This is a genomic window from Enterococcus sp. S183_ASV_20, from assembly GCF_018919685.1.
GTDB lineage: Bacteria > Bacillota > Bacilli > Lactobacillales > Enterococcaceae > Enterococcus > Enterococcus faecalis.
Window position 1 is genome coordinate 1 of the sequence record NZ_JAHLRI010000170.1, and the last position, 553, is coordinate 553.

At 35.4% G+C, this 553-nt stretch carries 1 protein-coding gene; it reads left to right on the forward strand.

Annotated features, from left to right (window positions below):
* Positions 1–170 precede the first annotated feature (170 nt).
* On the forward strand, positions 171–553 hold a 383-nt coding region (locus KQI94_RS16235; RefSeq protein ID WP_162954864.1), incomplete at its 3' end, for a single-stranded DNA-binding protein.

Below are 553 nucleotides of genomic sequence, written 5' to 3' on the forward strand. Positions count from 1 at the left end.
GTATTTAGATGATGAATGCGAAGCGGAAGTTATTTATATAACGGATTATGCACAACGTGAAGGTTATGTGGTGCTAGGAATTGAATTACATTAGTAAAAAATTAGGTTATACGTCCAAAGAGGTTTTACCTCTTTGGACGACCAAATAAAAAAGAAAGAAGGAATCAAAAATGATTAAAACAAGTGCAGTAGGAAGATTAACAAAAAGTTCAGAACTAAGAGTAACGTCAACAGGGAAGGCCGTTGCTAATTTTGCATTAGCTTGCAAAAGAGAAAGACTTGATAAAGACGGGAATGCCCAAACGACTTTTATTCAATGTGTAATCTGGGGGAAACCTGCAGAGGTGTTAGCAAAATATACGCAAAAAGGTTCATTAATTGCAGTAAATGGTGAATTACAATCACGTTCTTATGATGATCAACAAGGACAAACGCATTATGTTACAGAATTAGTCGTAGCAGGCTTTGAATTTTTAGAATCAAAAGAAACTGTACAAAATAGAGAACAAAAACAACAAATGCCAGAAATGGCGAACGCCGAACCGTTTTATGG